14 protein-coding genes are annotated in these 14,738 nt (G+C 69.3%); 9 read left to right on the top strand and 5 right to left on the bottom strand.

The annotated features are described in order from the left end of the window. The first annotated feature begins 37 nt into the window (after window positions 1-37). Together CYL12_RS05455 and CYL12_RS05450 are read left to right on the top strand one after the other, a co-directional pair. Entirely contained in the window at window positions 38-967 is a 930-nt protein-coding gene (locus CYL12_RS05455) for a phosphodiesterase (protein WP_101846218.1), read from the top strand. Between the two features lie 52 nt (window positions 968-1,019). After that, window positions 1,020-2,480 (top strand): aspartate ammonia-lyase, encoded by a 1,461-nt coding sequence (locus tag CYL12_RS05450; RefSeq protein WP_101846216.1) that lies wholly within the window; start codon window positions 1,020-1,022, stop codon window positions 2,478-2,480. 63 nt (window positions 2,481-2,543) lie between these two features. On the opposite strand, the gene CYL12_RS05445 is transcribed toward CYL12_RS05450, so the two are convergent. Then, the gene (locus CYL12_RS05445) at window positions 2,544-3,413 is read right to left on the bottom strand and encodes a fumarylacetoacetate hydrolase family protein (protein ID WP_101846213.1); all 870 of its coding nucleotides are present in this window, start codon (window positions 3,411-3,413) and stop codon (window positions 2,544-2,546) included. An 89-nt stretch (window positions 3,414-3,502) separates the two neighbouring features. On the opposite strand from CYL12_RS05445, the gene CYL12_RS05440 reads away from it, so the two are divergent. The 3 genes from CYL12_RS05440 to CYL12_RS05430 all read left to right on the top strand — a co-directional run bounded on the left by CYL12_RS05440 (window position 3,503) and on the right by CYL12_RS05430 (window position 6,121). Next, window positions 3,503-4,804, top strand: coding sequence for a PrsW family intramembrane metalloprotease (locus CYL12_RS05440; protein ID WP_101846210.1), 1,302 nt, complete (start codon window positions 3,503-3,505; stop codon window positions 4,802-4,804). 215 nt (window positions 4,805-5,019) lie between these two features. Next, the gene (locus CYL12_RS05435) at window positions 5,020-5,388 is read left to right on the top strand and encodes an FKBP-type peptidyl-prolyl cis-trans isomerase (RefSeq protein WP_101846208.1); all 369 of its coding nucleotides are present in this window, start codon (window positions 5,020-5,022) and stop codon (window positions 5,386-5,388) included. A 178-nt stretch (window positions 5,389-5,566) separates the two neighbouring features. Then, on the top strand, window positions 5,567-6,121 hold the full coding sequence (locus CYL12_RS05430; RefSeq protein ID WP_101846206.1) for a YceI family protein: 555 nt from the start codon (window positions 5,567-5,569) through the stop codon (window positions 6,119-6,121). A gap of 28 nt (window positions 6,122-6,149) precedes the next feature. Here the strand turns inward: CYL12_RS05430 and CYL12_RS05425 are convergent, their stop codons facing one another. After that, complete coding sequence (locus CYL12_RS05425) at window positions 6,150-7,445, bottom strand: MFS transporter (RefSeq protein ID WP_101846204.1); 1,296 nt, start codon at window positions 7,443-7,445, stop codon at window positions 6,150-6,152. 185 nt (window positions 7,446-7,630) lie between these two features. Between CYL12_RS05425 and rpsO the strand changes: the two genes are divergently transcribed. Next, window positions 7,631-7,900: a 30S ribosomal protein S15 gene (gene rpsO / locus CYL12_RS05420; protein ID WP_017203073.1), complete on the top strand. Its 270-nt coding sequence runs from the start codon at window positions 7,631-7,633 to the stop codon at window positions 7,898-7,900. Window positions 7,901-7,998: 98 nt separating this feature from the next. Here the strand turns inward: rpsO and CYL12_RS05415 are convergent, their stop codons facing one another. Beyond that, window positions 7,999-9,003, bottom strand: a complete 1,005-nt coding sequence (locus CYL12_RS05415) for an isopenicillin N synthase family dioxygenase (protein ID WP_101846202.1) — start codon at window positions 9,001-9,003, stop codon at window positions 7,999-8,001. A gap of 149 nt (window positions 9,004-9,152) precedes the next feature. Here CYL12_RS05415 and efeU point away from each other — a divergent pair, with 149 nt between their 5' ends. From efeU to efeB, 3 genes are read left to right on the top strand one after another with little or no spacing between them, the layout of a single operon-like run. Next, a complete protein-coding gene (gene efeU / locus CYL12_RS05410) occupies window positions 9,153-10,088 on the top strand; it encodes an iron uptake transporter permease EfeU (protein ID WP_101846200.1) in 936 nt (311 codons plus the stop codon). Beyond that, complete coding sequence (efeO, locus tag CYL12_RS05405) at window positions 10,085-11,317, top strand: iron uptake system protein EfeO (protein ID WP_101846198.1); 1,233 nt, start codon at window positions 10,085-10,087, stop codon at window positions 11,315-11,317. Before efeU ends, efeO begins: the two co-directional genes overlap by 4 nt. 25 nt (window positions 11,318-11,342) lie before the next feature. Next, a complete protein-coding gene (gene efeB, locus CYL12_RS05400; RefSeq protein ID WP_101846195.1) occupies window positions 11,343-12,647 on the top strand; it encodes an iron uptake transporter deferrochelatase/peroxidase subunit in 1,305 nt (434 codons plus the stop codon). Between the two features lie 7 nt (window positions 12,648-12,654). Here efeB and CYL12_RS05395 read toward each other — a convergent pair whose 3' ends face one another. Further along, a complete protein-coding gene (locus tag CYL12_RS05395; protein ID WP_101846193.1) occupies window positions 12,655-13,551 on the bottom strand; it encodes a serine hydrolase domain-containing protein in 897 nt (298 codons plus the stop codon). Further along, a complete protein-coding gene (locus CYL12_RS05390; protein ID WP_101846191.1) occupies window positions 13,551-14,681 on the bottom strand; it encodes an acyltransferase family protein in 1,131 nt (376 codons plus the stop codon). The genes CYL12_RS05395 and CYL12_RS05390 overlap by 1 nt, the downstream gene beginning before the upstream one ends. Between the last annotated feature and the right edge of the window lie 57 nt (window positions 14,682-14,738).

The raw sequence follows: 14,738 nt of genomic DNA, 5'->3' as shown, positions 1-14,738 counted from the left end.
GCGGGAGGGCGTCCGTGCCCGCCCCTAGGCTGAGGGCATGTCCGCAACGAACGGAACGCCCCCGGTCTTCGGTCGATACGAGCCCGCCACCCATGTCCTGATCCACGTCAGCGACCCGCATTTCCTCGCGGGCGGCGCCGCGCTGGGAGGACGGTACGACGTCGAGCGCACGTTCGCGCGGACGCTCGAGGCGATCCGCGCCGTGCATCCTGCTCCCGCCGCCATCGTGGTCACCGGCGATCTCACCGACCTTGGCGAGCCGGACGCCTACCGCCGGCTGCGGGCCGCGATCGAGCCGGTCGCCGCCGAACTCGGCGCTCCTGTGGTCTGGGTCGCGGGCAACCACGACGAACGACCGGCGCTGCGCGAGGCGCTCCTCGACGGCGAGCCCACCGAGGAGCCCGTCACCGGGGTGTGGGATCTCGACGGTCTGCGCCTGGTGGCCCTCGACACGAGCGTCCCCGGTTGGCACCACGGCGACCTCGACCCGGCCCAACTGGGATGGCTCGCCGAGGTCCTCGCCGAGCCGGCGCCGCACGGCACGCTTCTGGCGATGCACCACCCGCCGTTGCCCAGCCACCTGCCGCTGTTCGACATCCTCGAACTCCGCCATCAGGACGAGCTCGCCGCCGTCATCCGCGGCACCGATGTCCGCGGCATCCTCGCCGGCCACCTGCACTATTCCTCGCACGGGCTCTTCGCCGGTGTCCCGGTGAGCGTGGCCTCCGCCACCTGCTACACGATGAATGTCGCCCGCCCGGCCGCGGACGTGAACGGCATGGACGCCGCCCAGTCGTTCCAGCTCGTGCACGTGCGGCCGGAGACCATCACCCATACCGTCGTCCCCGTGGTCGATGCGCCGACGGGCGACTACTTCTCGGAGGAGTGGATCGCTCGCATGGCGGCCCTGACCCCGGAAGGGCGGCTGGAGGCCTTCTCCCGGAAATCCCCGCAGGGACCGGCGTAGACTGGACGCATCCCCCAACCTTTCCGTTCGCCACGACCCACGAGGATGTGACATGGCTTCTGCCGCGCCCGCCCATACCCGCACCGAGACCGATTCGCTGGGGAGCATGGAGATTCCCGCTGACGCGTACTGGGGGATCCACACCGCCCGCGCCGACGCGAACTTCCCGATCACGAAGCGCCCCATCTCGGTGTACCCCGAACTGGTGATCGCGCTGGCGATGGTCAAGCAGGCCAGTGCCAGGGCCAACAAGGAGATCGGCGTCCTCGACGCCGAGCGAGCCGACCTCATCGACCGTGCGGCGCAGCGCGTCATCGACGGCGAGTTCCACGACCAGTTCACGGTCGGCGTCATCCAGGGCGGCGCCGGCACGTCGACCAACATGAACGCGAACGAGGTCATCACCAACATCGCGCTCGAGATGGCCGGACGCGAGAAGGGCGACTATGCCTTCCTCTCGCCGATCGACCACACCAACCGCAGCCAGTCGACGAACGACGTCTATCCGACGGCGGTCAAGATCGGTCTCTCGCTCACGCTGCGTTCGCTCCTCGACGAGCTGGACGCGCTGCGCGTCGCGTTCCTCGGCAAGGCGGGAGAGTTCCACGACATCCTCAAGGTCGGCCGCACCCAGCTCCAGGACGCCGTGCCCATGACGCTGGGGCAGGAATTCCACGGCTTCGCGACGACGCTGGGCGAGGACCACAGCCGTCTCACGGAGAACGCGTCGCTCATGTTCGAGATCAACATGGGCGCGACCGCCATCGGAACCGGCATCACGACGCACCCCGACTACGCGCCGGCCGTGCTGAAGCACCTTCGCGAGATCACGGGGCTCGACCTCGAGACGGCAACCGACCTCGTCGAGTCCACGAGCGACACGGGCGCCTTCATGTCGTTCTCGTCGTCGCTCAAGCGGAACGCCATCAAGCTCTCGAAGATCTGCAACGACCTGCGGCTGCTGTCGTCCGGTCCGCAGGCGGGCCTGGGCGAGATCAACCTGCCCGCGCGGCAGGCCGGATCCAGCATCATGCCCGGCAAGGTCAACCCGGTGATCCCGGAGGTCGTGAACCAGGTGGCGTTCGCCGTCGTCGGCGCCGACATGACGGTGACCATGGCCGTCGAGGGCGGTCAGCTCCAGCTCAACGCCTTCGAACCCGTCATCGCGCACTCGATCTTCCAGTCCATCACCTGGATGCGTCAGGCCATGTGGACGCTGCGCGTGAACTGCGTCGAGGGCATCACCGCCAACCGCGACCGCCTGGGAGCGATGGTCGGTGCCTCGGTCGGCGTCATCACGGCGCTCACGCCCTTCATCGGCTACGCGGCGGCCGCGGCCCTCGCCAAGACGGCCCTGCTGACCAACCGCAACGTCGCCGATCTCGTGGTCGAGGCCGGACTCATGTCGCGCGATGAGGTCACCAAGCAGCTGTCCCCGGCGCGCCTGTCGGGCCTGGAAGCGGTCACGGCGGCCATCCCGATCATCGCCCCGGACGACCTCATCCAGATCTGAGCATCGGCCGGATACACGAAGGGGACGGGAGCCGGCGCTCCCGTCCCCTTCATGTATCCGAGGTCAGTCGAGGATGCGGCAGTGGGTGGTGAGTTCACCGATCCCGTCGATGCCGACCGTGACGGTCGAGCGATCGCGGAGGAAGATCTGCGGGTCGCGGGAGTAGCCGGCGCCGCCGGGGCTGCCGGTCGAGATGAGCGTGCCCGGCAGCAGCGTGAGCGACTGGGACAGGTGCGCGATGAGCTTCGCGACCGACCGCACCATCTGGTCGGTGCTGGCGTCCTGCACGGTGTGCCCGTCGACGACGGTCCAGATGTGGAGGTCCTGCGGGTCGGCGATCTCGTCGGCGGTCACGGCGAAGGGGCCGGTGGGGGTGAACCCGTCGAACGACTTGCAGCGCGACCACTGCGCCTCGGAGAATTGGATGTTCCGCGCGGTGATGTCGTTGACGACCGTGTACCCCCAGACGTGCGAGAGCGCGTCTTTCTCCGGCACGTCCTTCGCCGGGGTGCCGATGAGCACACCCAGTTCCGCTTCGTAGTCGACGGCCTCGCTGAGGCTGCGCGGCCACGACGTCGTCTGGTCGTGCCCGGTGAGCGAATTCGGCCACAGGGTGAAGACGGTCGGGGCGGCGTCGGTCTTGAGGCCGAGCTCGCTGGAGTGCGCGGCGTAGTTGAGGCCGACGGCGAGCACCGCCGGCGGCGCGATCACGGCGGAGGCGAAACCCCAGCCGGTCAGCGGGTGGCGCGGTGCCGTGCCCTCGCGCAGGGCGGCGCGGAGCTCGTCGAGTCCGGCGTCTCCTCGCTCGATCAGCTGCTGCAGGGTGGCAGGCGCGTCGGACAGGAGATCGGAGACGAGGATGGCGTCCGAGCCCTCCACCACGGCGAGAACCGCACCGGGGGAGTCTGGACGGCGCAGGTGAGCGAACCGCATGCTTCTACGCTACCGGGTGCGTGTGGTCCGACGGGTGGAGGAAGCCCCCAGAGCCCGGTGCGGATGCTTGTGCCCCATAAGCTTTGACCATGACCTTCGGAGGACCGTCCGACCCCCAGCAGCCCGCCCGGTACACGCCGCCGTCGGCGACGCCACCGCAGCCGACCGCGTACTCCGCCGCGCAGTACGCACAGTCGCCGTATCTGCCGCCGTCGTTCGGGCAGCAGCCGGGCTATGCGTCGGCGCTCGCGCAGCCGACGCCCTACACGCCGCCGGCACCGGTCGCGCCGTCACCCGCGGAATCGCTCCCGGCGCTGCCGGTGCCGAACAAGAAGGGCCGCACCATCTCGCTGTGGCTGTTCGGCTTCCTCGGCTTCCTGCTGCTCGCTCTCATCGGCTACTTCGGCTGGGCGCTCGGACCGACGGCGTCCGTGATCGGCCTCGTGCTGGCGCTGATCCCGCTCACCATCGTCTTCCTCGGCGTGCGCATGATCGACCGCTGGGAGCCGGAGCCCAAGCGTCTTGTGGCGTTCGCGATCGCCTGGGGTGCCGTGGCCGCCGTCGGCCTCACCCTCCTCGTCGACATCGGCCTCACCATGCTGCTCGGCATCCGCTCCGAGGAGTTCTCCGCGGTGATCCAGGCGCCGATCGTCGAAGAGTTCTGGAAGGGCCTCGGTGTCTTCCTCATCTTCCTGCTGGCGCGGCGGTCGTTCGACGGGCCGATCGACGGCGTCGTCTACGGCGCGCTCGTGGGTGCGGGCTTCGCGTTCACCGAGAACATCCAGTACTTCGCCATCAGCCTCATCGAGGGCGGCGGCGAGCAGCTCGGCGTCACGTTCATCGTGCGCGCGGTGCTGTCGCCGTTCGCGCACGCCATGTTCACCTCGCTGACCGGATTCGCGATCGGGCTCGTGGCCCGTCGTCATGCCTCGGCGGGAGCCGCACTCGGCGCGGGGCTGCTCGGCATGCTCGGAGCGATCTTCCTGCATGGGCTGTGGAACGGGTCGGCGACCTTCGCGGACTTCTTCGGCCTCTACTTCACGCTGCAGGTGCCGCTGTTCATCGGCTTCATCCTCGGGATCATCGCCTTGCGCAGGGAAGAGGCCAGGCTCACCCAGGCCCGCCTCGCCGAATACGCGGCCGCCGGCTGGTTCACCCCGGAGGAGGTCACGATGCTGGCGACCCCGGCCGGGCGCAAGGTCGGGCTCGCCTGGGCCGCCCAGTTGCGCGGGGATCGCCGGCCGCTGATGCGCGAGTTCATCAAGGACGCGACAGCGCTGGCCGCCGTCCGTCAGCGAGCGATCACCGGACGGGATCCGCTCGCCGTCGAGGACGAGCGGGCTCTGCTGATCCGGACCAGGGCGGCACGCGCCGCGCTGCTGGCCTACTGAGGCGGAGTGCCCTCGGACAGACTCAGCGCCCGGTGCTGCGGCGATGCCTGCATGTCTCCCGGGCGCTGAGTTGATCTGCCACCAGGGTGCACCCGGCTCCCGCGACATGTCAAGAGTCATCGGGACTTCCACGCGGAGTCGCGGAACGAGGGTGTTCGCTGTGAGCAGGTGCGGCCGCGTTGACCGGGCGCGCGGAGGTCGGGTTGGATGGTGACATGACTGATCGCACAAAGCCCGAGTTCGACGCCCCGACCGGCCCTGCGCCTGCAGAACTGGTCATCCGCGACATCATCGAGGGTGACGGTGCCGAGGCCAAGCCCGGCGACACCGTGACCGTCCACTACGCCGGTGTGGAGTTCGAGTCCGGCGAGGAGTTCGACTCGTCGTGGGGTCGCGGCGAGACCATCCAGTTCCCCCTGCGCGGTCTGATCCAGGGTTGGCGGGACGGCATCCCCGGCATGAAGCTCGGCGGTCGTCGTGAGCTGATCATCCCGCCGCACCTCGCTTACGGTCCGGCCGGGGGAGGACACTTCCTCTCCGGCAAGACGTTGATCTTCATCATCGACCTCGTCGCCGTCGGCTGACATCGTCGCTCCGAAGCGCCCTGCACCCCGTGGTGCGGGGCGCTTCCGGCATGTCGAGACATTTCCGTTCATCACGGGAATACATGCGAGTGAATGTATGTTGTCGGAAGGGTGCCGCGGACGATCGCGGTGCCATCCCTTCGCCGCCGCCGCGGCCGACGTCTCCTGAGGAGCAATCATGAGCAGCATCGACATCCCCGGTTACCGCCCCGGCACCTGGGTCCTCGACCCGTCCCACAGCGAGGTGACGTTCAGCGTCCGCCACATGATGATCTCGAAGGTGCGCGGCACCTTCGGTGTGAAGAGCGCGACGCTCGTGGCTCCGGAGAACCCCCTCGAAGCCAAGGTCGAGGCTTCCGTCGACGTGACCTCCGTCGACACCAAGGACGAGGGTCGCGACCAGCACCTCCGCTCCGCCGACTTCTTCGACACCAAGAACTTCCCGACCATGGAGTTCGTCTCGACCGGCGCCCGCGTCGAGGGCGGCGACTTCCTCGTCGACGGCGACCTCACCATCCGCGGCATCACGAAGCCGGTCACCTTCGAGCTCGACTTCGGCGGCTTCGGCAGCGACCCGTGGGGCAACTACAAGGCCGGCGCCTCCGCCAAGACCGTCATCAACCGCGAGGACTTCGGCCTCACCTGGAACGCCGCGCTGGAGACCGGCGGCGTGCTCGTCGGCAAAGACGTCACGATCACGCTCGACCTCCAGGGTGCGCTGCAGCAGGACTGACGCGCAGACCCTTTGAACCCCGGGCCCGTCAGGGCTCGGGGTTCTCTGCGTCGTAGTCGCGGAAACGAGGATGCCGCCGGGCGAGGACCGCGACGAGGGTGATCACGAGGATCCCGCCGAGCAGCGGCGGGAACCACAGTGACGTCAGCGTCGCGAGCGTCCCGGCGTAGAGGGCGCCGACGCGGGGGCCGCCGGTCACCACCACGACGAACAGCCCCTGCAGGCGTCCGCGCATGGTGTCCGGTACTGCGGCCTGCATCATGGTGTTCCGATAGATCGAGCTGATGTTGTCCGACGCGCCGGAGAGGGCCAGCGCCACGCAGGCGGCGACGATGAGCAGGACGTGCGGCCGGTCCTCGCCGGCCGGCGTCGCGGAGAAGGCGCCGATCAGGAGGACGACGCCGAACAGCGCGATCGCGGCGCCGTAGGCCTCCACCGCGCGGGCGATGCCCCGACCGTGCCACCGGTACTGCACCACGCGGCCGGAGAACAGGCTCGAGGAGAACGTGCCGACGGCGACCGCCGCCGTGAGGATGCCGGTCGTGAAGGCCCCGCCGCCGAGGATGACCGTGCCGAGTGCCGGGAAGAGCACGAGTGGCTGTCCGAACGTCATCGCGATGATGTCCATGACGTACTGCATCCGGATGTTGCCCGCGCGGCGGAGGAAGCGCCAGCCGTCGACGAGCGAGGCGAGGCCGGGACGCACGATGTCGCCTTCGGGGCGCAGGGCGGGGAGCGTCCACAGGCCGAGGAACATCGACAGCATGAGCACGACGTCGATCGTGTACGTCCAGCCGTAGCCGGAGAGGGCCACGAGGAGCCCGGCGAGGGCCGGACCCGCCATGACCGTGAGCCCGAACGCGACGCCGTTGAGCGCGGACGCGGCCGCGAGCATGCTGCGGGGGATGAGGCGGGGGACGATCGCCGTCCGCGTGGCCATGCCGACGGAGTTCGCCGCCGAGTTCACGATGCTCAGCGCGTACAGCCACCAGATCGTCTCCGTGCCGGTCCAGGTGAGCGCCGCGAGCAGCCCCGTGGAGGCGAAGGTCACGGTGGCGGCCATGAGCGCGACCCGCCGCCGGTCGAACGCATCGGCGAGCATGCCGCCGTAGAGACCGGCGAGGATCATCGGGAGGAGGCCCGCGACGGCGATCATCGAGACGGCGAACGTGCTCGCGGTCAGATCGAACACGTGCAGCATCACGGTCACGATGGTGAGCTGACCGCCGATGCCGGCGAGGGTGGAGCCGATCCACATCCGGGCGAAGGCCGGGCTCGCCTTCAGCGGGGTGAGGTCGATCAGATGGCCGCGTCGGGAGCTCACAGGGCGGTCTTCTTCTGCACATCCCGAGCCTAGTTGACCCACGCGCCTCGTCCCGGACGCCGTGTCCCGCCGTAGCCGTTCGGGCTGGTAGACTCGTCAGGTTGCCGTTCGATCGGCCGCGGATAAAGAGAGCTCACGCATCAGGCGTCGGGCGCCGCGCAACAAGCAGAGAGGGGATCGAATCTATGGCACTGGAAGCAGACGTCAAGAAGGCGATCATCGAAGAGTACGCGACGCACCCCGGTGACACCGGATCCCCCGAGGTGCAGGCCGCGATGCTGACGCAGCGCATCAAGGACCTCACCGAGCACCTGAAGGAGCACAAGCACGACCACCACTCGCGTCGTGGTCTGTTCCTGCTCGTGGGTCAGCGCCGTCGTCTGCTCGGCTACCTCCAGAGCGTCGACATCGAGCGGTACCGCTCGCTGATCGCACGCCTTGGTCTTCGCCGATAAGGCACCACGGACCCAGCGTTCAATCGCGCAGAACATTCTTGAGAAGGCCGCCCCACGGTGTGGGGCGGCCTTCGTCATGTCCTGGCGGCGGGATCCGCTCAGGCGGTCGCCTGCACCAGGTCGGGGTGGTGGATGGCCGCCACGTCGGGGTGCGCGCGCAGCCGGGACTTCATGGCGTTCTCGCCGTAGGTCGCGTGGATCGGATTGCTCGGGTCCTCGGTGACTCCGGTCGCCTCGGCGGCGAGGTCGGCGGGGAGCTCGAGCAGCGGGAGTTGCTGATCGAGCGCCGGGTTGAAGAAGAACGGGATCGAGATGCGCTCCTCCGGCGCCCGCGGCGAGATCACCCGGTGGTTGGTCGCCTTGAGGTACCCGCCGGTGGCGTACTCCAGGAGCTCGCCGATGTTCACCACGAAGGCGCCGGGCACCGGGGGAGCCGACACCCACTCGCCGTCGCGCTCGACCTGGAGTCCGCCCTTGCCGGGCTCGACCCAGAGCAGCGTCAGCACGCCGGAGTCCTTGTGCGCGCCGACGCCCTGCTGTGGCTCCGGCTCGTTCGTACCCGGGTAGCGCACGATCTTGATCAGGGTCGACGGCTCGCGGAACGGCTCGTCGAAGTAGGTCTCCTCCGCCCCGAGGGTGAGCGCCCAGGCGCGCAGGAGCTTGCGGGCGATCTCCGTGAGGGTGTCGTGCCACTCCGTGACGACCTCCTTCAGCTCGGGCTGAGCTGCGGGCCAGAGGTTCGGGCCGGTGAGGCGGTTGAAGGCGGGTCCCCCTTCGACCGGCTCGCGTTCGGGGCCGATGTCGATCTGCTCGCGCCAGTCGACTTTGCCCTGCGTGCGCTCTCCGCCGATCCGGGTGTAGCCGCGGAAATGCGGGCTGTTGATGTTCTCGATCGCGAGCTTGTCCTCCTCCGGCAGGGCGAAGAAGTCCCGGGCCGCCTGGTGCAGCCGCGCCTCCAGCTCGGGGGAGATCCCGGTGCCGGTCAGGTAGAAGAAGCCGACATCGTGCGTGGCCGCGCGGAGGTCGTCGCGGAAGCGCGCCGCGGCCTCGGGGCCGTCGTCGAGCCGGGACAGGTCGAGGATGGGGAGCGAGAGTTCAGCCATGGACCGAGGCTATGTCGGGATGCGACCGCCAGGATGCTCTGTTGCACTCCATTACTTCCGTCCTTCATATCGGAGGTGGAGCGATCACGGTGCTAGAGTCTCGTCGGTAAGGGATGCCTTACCTCAGTCGCTGTCAGAGAGTGTCTCCCGTGCTCGCCACCTTCCTCATCGGACTCCGCGAGGGTCTCGAAGCCGCGCTCGTCGTCGGCATCCTCGTCGCCTACCTTCGTCGTCTCGGACGTCGCGACGCGCTGCCGAAGATGTGGGCGGGCGTAGGACTCGCGATCGCCCTCGCTTTCGGCATCGGGGCGATCCTCACGTTCGGCGCCTACGAGCTCACGTTCCAGGCCCAGGAGCTGATCGGCGGTGGTCTGTCCCTCGTCGCGGTGGCGATGGTGACGTGGATGATCTTCTGGATGCAGCGCGCCGGCCGCACCATGAAGGCGACCCTGGAGGGCGGAATCGATCGCGCGCTGACCATCGGCGGTCTCTGGGCGCTCATCGCCATCGGGTTCGTCTCCGTGGCCCGCGAGGGGATCGAGACGACCCTCCTGCTGTGGTCCATGGTGCAGTCCTTCGGCGACGCGCCGTCCGCGCTGCTCGGCGCCCTCCTCGGGCTGGCCGTTGCCGTGGTCCTCGGCTGGCTGATCTCCCGCGGGGCGTTGCGTCTCGATCTGCGGCGCTTCTTCGCCTGGACCGGCGCGTTCCTCGTCATCGTCGCGGCCGGGGTCCTCGCGTACGCCGTGATGGACCTGCAGGAGGCGGGCGTTCTGCCCGGTCCGTTCACGGCGGCGGCACCCCTGGACCCCGTCACGGGGGTGGTCGCCGTGGGTGGAGCGGCGTTCCCGTTCGGCTGGGCGTTCGACGTGTCGGCCGCGATCGCTCCTGGCGGCCCCGTCGCCTCCGTCCTGCAGGCCACCGTCGGCTTCATGCCCGCCATGACCTGGCTGCAGGTGCTCGCCTGGAGCCTCTACATCCTCGTCGTCGGCGGGTTCTACCTCCGTGGCCTCCGCTCGGCGCGCCCCTCGACGCGCGGCGCGTCCGCCGCCCCGACATCCTCCCTCACACAGCAAGGAGCAGCATGATCACCTCGCACCGGGTCCTCGCCGCGGCGGCCACCGCTGGTACCGCGGCCCTCCTCCTCAGCGGCTGCGTCGCGAAGAGCGACGCGGAGGCCGCAGCGGCCTTCGACGTCTCTTCCACGGACAGCGATTGCAGCGTCTCGGGGTCCAGCGCGAAGAGCGGGACACTGACCTTCGAGGTGACGAACGACACCGACCAGGTCTCCGAGTTCTACCTGCTGGCCGAAGACGGCCTGCGCATCGTCGGCGAGGTGGAGAACATCGCTCCAGCGGCCTCCCGCACGCTGACGGTCGTCGCCCAGCCCGGCGACTACTTCACCCTCTGCAAGCCGGGCATGGTCGGCGAAGGCGTCGGCCGGGCCTCCTTCACGGTCACCGGCGACCGGGTCGCCGTCGAGGGCCCCGATGCCGAGCAGAAGCAGAAGGCGGTCGATCTCTACGCAGCCTTCGTGAAGGATCAGGTCGGGCAGCTCGTCCCGGCCGTCGAGGACCTCGTGGCCGCGTACGAGTCCGGTGACGACGACGCCGCGCGCTCCCTCTTCCCGCAGACGAGGGCGTTCTACGAGCGCATTGAGCCGGTGGCGGAGGCCCTGGGCGATCTCGATCCGCGCATCGACTATCGCGAGGTGGATGCGGTCGCGGAGGGTCTCGACTGGACGGGGTTCCACCGCATCGAGAAGGACCTGTGGGTCCCGGCGAAGGACGCGCTGAACGCCGATGGCGAGACCCCGGCGTGGCAGGACTGGGCGCCGTCCACGCCCGAGGAGCGGGCCGACTACGGCGACCTCCTGCTGGCGGACGTGCAGGAACTGTACGACTACGTGCACGCCGAGGACTTCACCGCCGCGCTGGACGACCAGGGCATCGGCGGCATCTCCAACGGCGCGATCGCGCTGCTCGACGAGGTGGCGACCGGCAAGATCTCCGGCGAGGAGGACTGGTGGTCCGGCACGGATCTCTCCGACTTCGCGGCGAACGTCGAGGGCTCGAAGATGGCCTTCTCCCTCGTACAGGACTTCGCGGCGGCGCAGGGCGACGACGGCGAGGCCCTCGTGTCCGAGATCGAGACGGGCTACGCAGCTCTCGAGGAGTCCCTCGCCACGCATGGCTCGCTTGCCGACGGGTTCGTCGGCTACAGCGAACTGACCGAGGCCGACAAGCGCGAGTTCACCGATCTCATCAACGCCCTCGCCGAGCCGCTCTCGCAGCTCACCGGCACGGTGCTCGACTGACGACGGGGCACAGGAGAACACGGACGTGAACGAGTCGGAACCGGACGCCCCGGAGACCGTCGCGGCGTCGTCGAACCCCGCCTCGGGCCGCGGTCTCAGCCGGCGCGGGCTGCTGGGACTGGCGGTCGGCGGCGGGGTCGCGGGCCTGGCCGTCGGCATGGGAGCGGGCATGGCCGGCGGCGTGGCACTCGGGCGGGCGCGGGCGACCGAGGACGCCGAATCACGGTACGAGTTCTTCGGTGCGCACCAGGCCGGGATCACGACGCCCGTGCAGGACCACCTGCATTTCGCGAGCTTCGACATGATGCCCCCCACGGACCGGGACGACCTCGTCTCGCTCTTGCAGGATTGGTCGTACGCCGCGGCGCGGATGACGCAGGGACTCGAAGTGAGTGCGAGCGGCGCCGTGAACGGCCCCGCCGAGGCGCCCCCGGACGACACAGGGGAGGCGCTGGGGCTCCCCGCCGCCGGGCTCACCCTCACCTTCGGCTTCGGCCCTGGACTGTTCGAGAACGAGGACGGCGACCGCTACGGTCTCGCGCCGCGACGCCCGCCTGGTCTCGAACGCCTCCCCGCCTTCCTCGGCGACGACCTCGACCCCGATGCGTCGCACGGCGACCTGTGCATCCAGGCCTGTGCCGACGACCCTCAGGTCGCGGTGCACGCGATCCGGAACCTCAGCCGCATCGCGTTCGGGCGCGCACGGCTGCGCTGGTCGCAGTTGGGATTCGGGAAGACCTCCCGCACCACGGCCGCGCAGGCCACGCCACGGAACCTCTTCGGATTCAAGGACGGCACCGCCAACATCCTCGCCGACGACACCGCGGCGCTCGCCGACCACGTCTGGGTGTCGAGCGACGACGAGCCGGCCTGGATGGCCGGTGGCTCCTACCTCGTCGCCCGGAAGATCGCCATGCTCATCGAGACCTGGGATCGGGTGCGACTCTCGGAGCAGGACACGATCATCGGACGGGACAAGGGCGCGGGCGCCCCGCTCTCCGGCGGTGACGAGTTCACGGCACCGGATTTCCACGGCACCGCCATCGACGCGAACAGCCACCTCCGCCTGGCCCACCCTGCGCAGAACGACGGCATCCGCATCCTGCGCCGCGGCTACAACTACGTCGACGGCAACAACACCCTGGGGCGACTGGACGCCGGGCTGTTCTTCCTGTCGTATCAGCGCGATCCCGCCCAGTTCATCACGCTGCAGCGTCGCCTGTCGAGCGACCGTCTCAACGAGTACATCCGTCACGTCGGATCGGGGATCTGGGCGATCCCCCGGGGGGCGCGACCGGGGTCGTACGTCGGTGCCGAGCTGTTCGCCTGACCTGCCCTCACACCGCTGACGCCGTCTCCTCCAGCACGTCCACGGCGGCAGCGGCGAAGCTGTCCGCTCCGGCATGATCGTGCGCCGTGACGGTCACCACCGCGTCGTCGAGGAAGAGGAGGAGCTGGCCGTGGGCGCCGTGCAGCCGCCACGCCCGCCCCGGTCCCCGCCAGCCCGCGAGCGCGTAGCGGTCGTAGCCCGGGTTCGCGCCGGTGACGACCCCGTCTTCGTGCATGGCCGCTATCCACTGCGGGGAGACGAGCCGGTGCCCGTTCCAGGAGCCACGATCCCGGATGAGCAGGCCGAGGCGCGCCACCTCCTCCGTCCGGAGAGCCAGCCCGCCACCGGCCTCGATGCGGCCGTTCGGGGACCGCGACCAGGTCACGTCCTCGATGCCGAGGGGGCCGAAGAGGCGGGAGGAGAGGTAATCGCCGACGTCGCCGACGCGGGCTCCGAGGGCCGTCATCGCGGTGTAGGTGCTGGCGTTGGAGTACTGGAACACTCGCCCGCGGGAGGGCCGTCGCAGGAACTCCCTCGCGAGATCCGGCCAGTCCGTCATCAGGGTCTCGGACCAGGGGAGATCGATACCGCTGGACATGGAAAGCAGATGACGCAGGGTGACACGTTCGACCCCGTCGCCGAGTTCGTGGTCGGGGAGAAGGTCGGCCATGGTGTCGTCCAGACGGACGAATCCCTCGCCCGCGGCCATGCCGACGGCCAGCACGCAGACCCCCTTCGCGATCGAGTGCACGTCCTCGCGGATGTCGGGCGTCCAGCGGTGCTCGGCGGTCTCGTCACCGATGCGCACGTGCAGACCGTGGGCCGCGAAGCCCTGCGCGTCCGCGATGCCGACGAGCCGATCCCGGACGCTCACCGCCGCGCCGGAGACCCGGTGCCGCGGCATCACTGCGGACGCCGGGAGCCGGTCGGGTCGTTGCGACGACCTTCGCGGGACGCGAGTTCGGGGTCGGCGAACAGCCACCGCGGTCGCGGCTCCACGAGCGGACGGAAGACCCGGCGCACGGGTCTGGTCGCGAGCAGCAATGCGAGGACGACCGAGAGCGCCGTGACCGCAGGGAGCCAGAACCAGGTCGGCTCGAGGTCGCGCAGCACGCCGCTCTCCCGGAACGGGTAGAGCACGAAGGAGTGCAAAAGGTAGACGTACATCGTGTACTGGCCGAAGGTCGTCCACCAGTAGGACCCGCGAGGGATCAGGACGAAGAAGGCGGCGCAGAGCAGGACCGCGAGCAGCATGAGGGCGATACGGATGCCGCCCGCCCACCACTGGTCTCCGACGAGGTCGGAGTAGGAGTCCTCGTAGAACAGCCAGTGGCGCAGGTCGGTGGCCTGCCAGACGGGCAACCAGTTCCACGCAGCCCATCCGGCCCCGCCGAGGACGGCGACGGCGGCGACCCGGACCCACCACGGGCGCGCGTCGAGGAGACGCAGCCGGTCGACCACGTTCCGCTCCCTGAGCCACCAGCCCAGCGTGAAGAACGGCAGCAGGCCGAGGGTGCGCGAGAGTGAGAAGGTGCTGTCGACGTTCGGGAGGTAGCCCGCGCCGACGGAGATCACAACCGTCCACAGCAGGGGCCAGCGCAGCAGGGCGAGATAGGGGAGGACGAGGCGGAAGATCCCGAGGGCGAGGAGGAACCAGAGCGTCCAGCTCGGCTGGGTCGGGTTCGGAGTCGCCTCGCCCTCCACGAGCCACTTGGTGAACGTCCACAGCGTCTCGAAGATGACGTAGGGGAGGATGATGTCGGTGATGACGCGGGCCATCTGCGTGCGGGTCGGGGAGCCCGACTTGGAGAAGTACCCGGAGATGATGGCGAAGGCCGGCATGTGGAACGCGTACAGCGCCAGGTAGAAGGCGAACGCGATGTCCGAGTCGTAGATCAGACGCTGGATCGCGTGGCCGAGCACCACGAGGACGATGCAGGCATACCGTGCGTTGTCCCAGAAGGGTACGCGTCGTCGTTTGCGGGCGACGGGGCCCGTGCCGGGCCCCGTCGTCCCGACTCCGGTGGTGCTCATTCTCCGAGGCTACCGGCCGGGAATAAAGTTGCCCTGCACGCGTTGACCCAATTACAT

The sequence above is a fragment of the Zhihengliuella sp. ISTPL4 genome, assembly GCF_002848265.1.
Lineage (GTDB): Bacteria > Actinomycetota > Actinomycetes > Actinomycetales > Microbacteriaceae > Microbacterium.
This window is presented reverse-complemented; position numbering and strand designations above follow the sequence as displayed.